Raw genomic sequence first — 899 nt, forward strand, 5'->3', positions numbered from 1 at the left:
GGGCAATCACATCAGCACTCACAGCACCGCTCAAGAAAACCTGATGCCCGCCCGCAAGGCGGATCCCAAGGCATAGTGGCTCTGCTTGATTTGAAGAGACTTCGCTATTCACCGGTATTGGTTGAGGGGCTTCTTCTGCATCCACGCTGACAGAGATAAACCCAGCCTTTGTTGGTTCTGCCGCCATCTCTTCAAGGGCGGGATTGAAACGAGGGTCTTTCAGCCAGTAATAAAGCCGCGCTTTTCTTATGCCATGTCGCTTGGCCACATGCGCAACCGGATCGCTTCCTTCAACGGCTTCTCGGCAAACCGCGCGCTTCTCATCGTCACTCCAGCGCCGTCCTTGGCTTTCTATCATCATCAAAGTCCATGCAGATAAAACTACACGTACGATAGAGCAGCAAAGCTAGAATCGTCAGGTCGGGTTCGCCGGACGCTTACGTTAGTCAGCCAGCCTGCGTCTCTCAACAAGGCTGCAATCCGACGGTAGCCATACCGACCATACTGACGTGTCAGCTCGATCATATCCGCGATCAGGCGTTCTTCATCAGTACGCCCACGTGGCAAACGCCGCTGTGTTGATCAATGTTGCCCCAGAACGCGGCAAACACACCGCTCAGAAACCTTGAACCGACTATGCACATGATCGATACAGGCCCACCTGCGTGAGGGGCTCAGAAGTTTCCCGATGCCGCTTCCTTCAAGATCAGCTTGTCCAACGTAAGGTCTGAAACCGCACGCCGCAGGTGCTCGTTCTCTTTCTGTAACCGCTTGTCAGTGCTGGATGTATTTTCCCCATTTGTGCTGCTTGAAAATTCCCCACTTTCGCAGCTTTGACTTTTGATTGAAGGGGCATGCCCCTTCAATCAAAAGTTGGCCAAACTCTCCCTGAAGTCCAG

The 899-nt window shown here is 53.2% G+C and carries 1 protein-coding gene and 1 pseudogene; both read right to left on the reverse strand.

Going from position 1 to position 899, the window contains the following annotated elements; translation table 11 throughout:
• A partial coding sequence (locus PsAD37_RS14570) for a transposase (protein ID WP_063296772.1) occupies window positions 1–361 on the reverse strand: 361 nt, incomplete at its 3' end.
• An 80-nt stretch (window positions 362–441) separates the two neighbouring features.
• Window positions 442–773 (reverse strand): annotated as a pseudogene (locus PsAD37_RS27590) (IS3 family transposase); the annotation flags it as partial.
• Between the last annotated feature and the right edge of the window lie 126 nt (window positions 774–899).

It is taken from the genome of Pseudovibrio sp. Ad37 (assembly GCF_001623075.1).
Taxonomy (GTDB): Bacteria; Pseudomonadota; Alphaproteobacteria; order Rhizobiales; family Stappiaceae; genus Pseudovibrio.